The organism is Lysobacter enzymogenes, assembly GCF_017168095.1.
GTDB lineage: Bacteria > Pseudomonadota > Gammaproteobacteria > Xanthomonadales > Xanthomonadaceae > Lysobacter > Lysobacter enzymogenes_D.
In genome coordinates this window covers 1-6566 of sequence record NZ_LXSD01000418.1, presented here as the reverse complement: position 1 = coordinate 6566, position 6566 = coordinate 1, and the positions used below count along the sequence as shown (strand labels likewise).

6 protein-coding genes are annotated in these 6566 nt (G+C 70.3%); 4 read left to right on the top strand and 2 right to left on the bottom strand.

Annotated elements, in window-relative coordinates; translation table 11 throughout:
• From A7A76_RS18380 to A7A76_RS18370, 3 genes are all read left to right on the top strand, one after another.
• The coding region (locus tag A7A76_RS18380) for an FG-GAP repeat domain-containing protein (RefSeq protein WP_206412563.1) at window positions 1-1615 on the top strand (1615 nt) is incomplete at its 5' end.
• Between the two features lie 124 nt (window positions 1616-1739).
• On the top strand, window positions 1740-2099 hold the full coding sequence (locus A7A76_RS18375; protein WP_206412562.1) for a YciI family protein: 360 nt from the start codon (window positions 1740-1742) through the stop codon (window positions 2097-2099).
• Between the two features lie 183 nt (window positions 2100-2282).
• Window positions 2283-2789 carry a hypothetical protein gene (locus tag A7A76_RS18370; RefSeq protein WP_206412561.1) on the top strand — a complete coding sequence of 169 codons (507 nt, stop codon included), beginning with the start codon at window positions 2283-2285 and terminating at the stop codon, window positions 2787-2789.
• A 136-nt stretch (window positions 2790-2925) separates the two neighbouring features.
• On the opposite strand, the gene phaZ7 is transcribed toward A7A76_RS18370, so the two are convergent.
• Window positions 2926-4035: an extracellular native short-chain-length polyhydroxyalkanoate depolymerase PhaZ7 gene (gene phaZ7 / locus A7A76_RS18365; protein ID WP_206412560.1), complete on the bottom strand. Its 1110-nt coding sequence runs from the start codon at window positions 4033-4035 to the stop codon at window positions 2926-2928.
• 338 nt (window positions 4036-4373) lie between these two features.
• Between phaZ7 and A7A76_RS18360 the strand changes: the two genes are divergently transcribed.
• Window positions 4374-4985, top strand: coding sequence for a DUF6445 family protein (locus A7A76_RS18360; RefSeq protein WP_343225363.1), 612 nt, complete (start codon window positions 4374-4376; stop codon window positions 4983-4985).
• A gap of 21 nt (window positions 4986-5006) precedes the next feature.
• On the opposite strand, the gene A7A76_RS18355 is transcribed toward A7A76_RS18360, so the two are convergent.
• Entirely contained in the window at window positions 5007-6125 is a 1119-nt protein-coding gene (locus A7A76_RS18355; protein WP_206412558.1) for an alpha/beta fold hydrolase, read from the bottom strand.
• Window positions 6126-6566 lie beyond the last annotated feature (441 nt).

Genomic DNA, 6566 nt, shown 5'->3' with positions numbered 1-6566 from the left:
GCGTGGCGTCGATGCGTCCGCGCCGACGGCGGCGGCCCCGGTCGCGGCGTCCGCGGCCGGCGACGGCGGCTACGCACTGACCGAAGGGCCGCGCTACCGGCCGCCCGCGGCGCCAGGCTCGCCGACGTCCAGCGGCTACACCGACTTCAGTTCGGTCGAGGTCGGCGACGTCAACGGCGACGGCCGCGCCGACGTGGTCGCCACGACCCTGGACCACCGCGTGCTGGTGTTCTTGCAGCAAGCCCAGGGCGGGCTGGGCCTGCCGCCGCGCGAGTGGCGCTACCCGGGCGCTCTGGCCCGGCCTGTGCGGCTGCTGCTGGTCGATCTAAACGGCGACGGCGCGATGGACATCGTCACCGAGCGCTCGCCGACGAACCCGTCCCAGACCGTGCCCAGCGACGCCAACGTGCTGTTGTCCGACGGCCAAGGCGGCTTCCTCGCACCGCAGGCATTCCCGACCGGCAGCAGCATGGACCAGTGGACCGGCATCGACGTCGATCACGACGGCCGGCAGGACATCGTCGGAATCGCCTTCAATCCCAGCGAGGACTGCCGTTTCCCCTCGCAGCGCAACGACTGCTGGCTGCTGCGGGTGCTGTACGGCGACGGCCGCGGCGGCCTCCGCGGCAGTGCGGCGCTGCCGTTCGACGGCGCCGACGTGCGCATCGAGGCGATCCGCGACTTCGACGGCGACGGCTTGCGCGACGTCCTGTATTCCACCGTCACTCCGGCCAACGGCACGCGTCGCCTGCACTGGCTGCCGCAGTTGGCGCAAGGCGGCTTCGGCCCGGCCGCGACCTTGATCGACTGGTTTCCGGGCGTGCCCGCGAAAGAGACGGCCTTCGGCGATTTCGACGGCGACGGTCGGCTGGATATGTTGGTGGCCAGCACCCTCCCGGACCAGTCGTTGATGTATCTGCAATCGCCGAACGGCGGATTTCAGGCGGGCCAGCGGTATGCGGCGACGCAAGCGCCGAAATCGCGCCTGCTCGCCGACGACTTCGACGGCGACGGTCGCACCGACCTCGTTTCGATCCGCCAGGTTGTCTTCAACGACACCGGCGGCGAGGACGCGCTGGCCTACAATCTGCAGCGCGACGGCGCGCTCGCGCCGTCGCAGTGGAACGGAACTTCGCGCACGCTGCACCAGCGCACCCAGGGCTTCCGCCAGATCGACTACGGCGATTTCAACGGCGACGGCTGCCTCGACGTGGCCGCGGCCACCTCCGAGCAGGGGCTGGCGTTCTACTACGGCCGCGGCTGCCGGCAGGCGGCGATCAGTTCGCAGGATCGCCGGACCGAGCAGAACCAGCCGCTGACCGCGGCGTCGGCGGCGATGGTCAGCCCGCCGGCCGCGCAATCGCCGCTGCCGGTGCAGAAGCCGGCGCAGGTGCAGCGGCAGGTGCGCATCCTCGACCCGGCGCGCAGCGAGCGTCAGGGCCAGGCGCAGCGCCAGACGCAATGGCAGCGACGGCAGATGCTGCAGCGCCGGCAAGCGCTGGCGCAGCAGCGGCAGTTCCAGGGCCAGAACCGGCGCGGCGGCCTGTCGCGGCGCTTCACCGCGGCGCCGGCGCGCACGCCGATGCGCTTGCTGCGCTATTGGCGCAAGCGCTGACGGCGCGCTGAAAGACGCATGTCGACGCCGGACGGCATGTGTCGAAATGGGGAACGCCGATTCGTCGTGTCGGCAAGGGCCCGCTCCGCCGGGCCCGACCGACCCCGAACCTATGGAGCTGCCCATGCGCTTTTTGTCCCTGATCCGTATCGACGAAACCACCGCCCGCCCGCCGGACGAGCCGCTGCTGGCCAAGATGGGCGAGCTGATGGAAGCGATGACCCGCGAAGGCGTGCTGATCGAAACCGCCGGCCTGATGCCGAGCGCGAACGGCCGGCGCCTGCGCCTGCGCGGCGGACGCATCGCCGCCACCGACGGCCCGTTCGCCGAGAGCAAGGAAGTGATCGGCGGCTACGCCTTGTTCGAAGCGCCCGACCTCGACGCCGCGACCGCGCTGACGCGGCGCTTCCTCGACGTCCACGGCGACGGCTGGGATCTGGAATGCGAAGTGCGGCCGCTGATGCCCGACAACGCCTGCGGCTGAGCCGGCTGCGCTTCGTGTAGGAGCGGCGCGAGCCGCGACTGCGACAACGCAACTGCGCCGCAGCTTTCGTCGTAGCTGCGTTGTCGCAGTCGCGACTCGCGTCGCTCCTACAGGGAGCCGACCGCGCGCAACGGTGGCGGGCGGATGCTAGTCTGTCGCGCCCCGATAAGGAGATCGCGCCGCATGAAACGTTCCGTCGCCCTGATCCTGCTGGCCTGCGCCTTGTTGCCGCTGGCCGCGTCCGCCGCCGACGAGGCGGCCCTGGAAAAGGGCCTCACCGACGCGCTGCGCTACGACCGCGCCAAGGGCGAGCGCGTCGCGCCGTCCGGCCCGGCGCTGCAGGCCTATATCCAGGCCGGCTACCTCGACCTCAAGCCCAGCGTGCGCGCCGACTACACCGACTACCGCGTGCTCAAGAAGCCGGCGCCGTTCATGGGCCAGCGCCTGGTGCTGGTGGAAGAGGAATACATGAGCCAGTACATCGGCTGCTGCGTCGACGAAGGCGTCAGCGCGGTGGTGCGGGTGGAGGGCAGCACCGCGGCGATGGAGAAGTTCGCCAAGGCCAACGCCTGCACCTTCGAGCCCAAGTACGATCCCGAACAAGCGTTGACCGCCAATCGCCTGGGCATCGGCCTGCCGCCGGGCCGGTACGCCAAGCTCAGCTGCCACGAGCGCGACGCCAACCCCTGACGCGGCAATCCTCCGGCGCCCCTGTAGGAGCGGCGCGAGCCGCGACTGCGACAACGCAACTACGTCGTAACCTTCGTCGTAGCTGTGTTGTCGCAGTCGCGGCTCGCGCCGCTCCTACAGGGAGATATCCGGCAACTCAGCGGTTGGTCGCGGGGCCGTTGACGCCGGCGTAGCCGTTCGCGCAGCCGGTGGTGCAGGTGGTGGCGAGCATGTTGTAGACGATGCGCCCGGCGTTGGTCTTGGAGCGGAAATGGCCGACGCCGCTGCTGGTGTCGCCGCCGCCGATGTTGTACGGGCTGCCGTCGCTCCAGTCCCAGTCGTAGGCATAGGCCGCCGAACCGAAGCCGATGTCGACCTGCGCCTTGAGGTTGCTGGCGGCGGCGAACAGCGCGCTGTCGGCGCAGCCGGCCGAGTAGCTGGTGGTGAAGCACTGGATCTGGTCGTAGCGCCCGGCGGTGATGGTGTAGAACGCGATGCCGCTATAGAACGCCGGCATCGCCCGCAGGCTGTTGCTGCCGCTGCCGGTCCAGCGGTTGTAGCCGTAGTAGGCCACGCCGGTGCTCGGGTACAGGCCGAAGGTGTAGTAGTCGTACGGGAAGACGTAGGCCTCGGCGTTGCAGGTCGGCGCGTACGGCGACTGGTAGCCGGTGCTCAGGCAGGTCTGCAGGCCGCGCAGGCCGCCGCCGATGTTGACGAAGCGGCGCACGCTGGCCTGGTAGCCGTAATAGCGCAGCATCGCCAGCGCCATCGACGAGCCCAGCGAGTGGGCGACGATGTCGACCTGGCTGCGGCCGGTGTAGAGCTTGACCTTGTCGATGAAGGTCTTGAGCACCTGGTACTTGGCCGGCTGGTGGTAGTTGTACTGCGGCGCGGCGCGCTCGTCGGCGTCGAGGTAGGTGATGCCGAACAGTTCGCAGTCGTTGTAGCCGCGCGCCTTGAGTTCGTCGTAGACCGAGTTCGCCGGCGTGGCGTAGCCGCTCACCGCGGCCGGCGGCATGTCGAAGCTGATCGCGCTGTCGCCGTTGCCGGCGATGAACACCACCGGCGTGCGCGTGGCGACGCAGTCGCCGCCGCCGAAGCCGCCGCTGCCGACGCCGGGCGCGAAGCCGCCGGCGTACTGGCTGGCCGCGCCCTGGCAGGTGTAGCCGTTGTTGGCGCCGCAATCGAGCGCGTAGGCGTGGCCGGGCGCCAGCGCGGCGAGGCCGCCGGCGGCGGCCAGGACCAGCGTCGCGGCGCTGGCGGACAATGGAACCTCGGCGCAAAACCGGGCCTTGCTGGAAAACCATCGAAGCGTGCTGCGGAACATGCGCGTTTCCCTCCCCAGGGCGTGTGCGCGGCCGCGGCGGGCGCCGGGCCGTCCGGACAACGCATCGATGCTGGGCCCGCGCGGCGGGCTTGGGTATTGCACCAAAGGGCGGGGGCGGCAGCGGCCGCGGGCGGGCGGCGAGCGGCCGCGCGATACGCGAACACTCGCGCAGCGGCGTTGCGGACGCTCGTATCGGCCCGCGTCCCCGCGCGGTCGCCAAGCCCGACGCCATCGCCTACCATGACCGCCGCGCCACCGACCGCGGCGCGTCCAGGACCGTGAGCCGCATGACCACTTCGCTGATCGTCGTCGACGATTTCTTCGGCCACGCCGAAGAACTGCGCCAGGCCGGCCTCCGGCTGACCTATCCCGACCAGCAGGGCGCGTTCCCGGGCCGCAATTCGCAGGAGCGCATCGAACTCGACGGGCTGGAGCAGCACGTCTCCGGCATCGTCGGCGAACGGCTCAAGACCATTTCGCCGCTCGGCTCGCACGCCAAGTTCCGCATCACCCAGGCCAGCGACGAAGGCCGCGGCAAGGTGCATGTGGACCCGGGCTATTGGTCCGGCGTGCTGTACCTGAGCCGGCCGGAGGATTGCCGCGGCGGCACCGAATTCTTCCGCCACCGCCGCACCAACACCGACCGCCGGCCGATGAACGACCAGGAACTGGCGAAACTGGGCTACGCCTCGATCGACGAAGCGCACCAGGACATCATCGAACGCGACGGCATGGACGACAGCTGCTGGGAGCCGACCATGACCGTGCCGATGCGCTTCAACCGCCTGGTGCTGCTGCGGCCGTGGCTGTGGCACACGGCCGGCCCGGGTTTCGGCGACCGCCCCGAGAACGCGCGCTTCGTCTACCTGATGTTCTTCGCCGCGGGCTGAGTGCGGCCGCGGCCGCGCGCTTCAGCGCTTCGGATCGGCGGCCAGCGGCCGCACATAGGTCAGCAGGCTGGTCAGCAGCTTGCCGGGCTCTTCCCACTGCATCATGTGCGAGGAACGCTCGAACCAGACGCCGCGCTTGTACGGCGCCTTGACCTTGCCGAGCCAGGTCTCCACCGGCTGCGCCGGCGTGGTGTAGTCGTGGCGGCCCATGAACATCACCACCGGAATCGGGAATTCGCGCACCCCGCTCATGTCCACCGCCAGGAACTCCGGCAGGATCTTGCCGAGGGTGAACACGTTGCCGGCGTCGACCGCGTCGCGTTCGCAATCGTCGCTGTAGTCCGGCGACAGCTTCGGCGCGCGGTAGTAGTACGGCGATTCGGTGCGGTAGGCGGTCAGCCCGCCGTAGTACTGCGACCACTTGCGCGCGGTGATGATGCGCTCGCGCGTCACCGGCTGGTCGCCGGGATAGGGCGCGATGGTCTTCATCTCCTCGACCGCGGCGGTGTTGCCGCGGGCCAGGGCCTGCTGCATGCCGAAGTCGAAGCTGAGCTGCTCGTTCTCCATCACCTTGATCGCCTGGCCGATGCCGACATAGGCGTAGAACAGGTCCGGGCGCTTGAGCGCGGCCTGCATGCCGACGATGGTGCCCCAGCTGTGGCCGGCCAGGACGATCTTGCGCTTGCCGTAGCGCTTGCGCACGTATTCGGCGACTTCGATGGCGTCGTCGACGTAGGTGGCGATGTGGATGGTGTCGGCGTAGCTCTGCGGATCCTGCAGGGTGTAGGTCTTGCCGGCGCCGCGCTGGTCGTAGTTGACCACGGTGAAGTATTCCTCCAGCGGGCGCTGGAACTGCCACAGGGCCGGGATCAGCGGCGAGGCCGGGCCGCCGTGGACGAACAGCAGGATCGGATTGTCGCGGTCCTGGCCGCGCACGTTGATCCACTGCTTGATGCCGCCGATCGGCGCGGCATAGGCTTCCTGCACGCCGCTGGGCGCGACGATGCGGTCGAGGTCCTCGATCACCGCGCGGGCGTCGGCGTATTTGCCGGTGTCCTTGCATTCGGCGGCGGCGGCGGCCGGCGCGGCGGCGCAGGCGGCGGACAGCAGCAGGGCGAGCAGGGCGGGGGTGGTGCGCATGGCGGTGGTCCTGGCCTGGGTTCGATCCCTGAGATACCCCCGACGCGAAGACGGTTGCAATCCCCCCTGTAGGAGCGGCGCGAGCCGCGACCGCGACAACGCAACTGCGCCGCGACTTTCGCCGTAGCTGCGTTGCCGCGGTCGCGGCTTGCGCCGCTCCTACAGGGGCTCCGGGCTGCGTTGTCCGCCCGCGCGGCGGCGGCGCGTTGTACCCGTTTGTCGCTGCGCGGCGCCGGGGCGATCCCGATGCCGCGGGCCTGGACTGGATAGCGAAGGACTGCCTATGACCGGATCCGCAATGCGCGCGGGCCTCGCCCGCGCCTGAGCGCGCGGCGCTCGCCGCCGCCCGCCCGTCTCCCGCCGATATCGCTACCCACCGATATCGCGCGACCCGCCTTGCGGGCCGCGCGCGGACGGCCGCGGCCGTGCGCGCGGCCGCAA

What these genes read in the sequence shown, in the direction of transcription:
- A7A76_RS18370 (WP_206412561.1), top strand. Translation starts at nt 2,283, where the DNA reads ATGAAACGTTCCGTCGCCCTGATCCTGCTGGCCTGCGCCTTGTTGCCG.
- A7A76_RS18375 (WP_206412562.1), top strand. Translation starts at nt 1,740, where the DNA reads ATGCGCTTTTTGTCCCTGATCCGTATCGACGAAACCACCGCCCGCCCG.
- A7A76_RS18355 (WP_206412558.1), bottom strand. Translation starts at nt 6,125, where the DNA reads ATGCGCACCACCCCCGCCCTGCTCGCCCTGCTGCTGTCCGCCGCCTGC.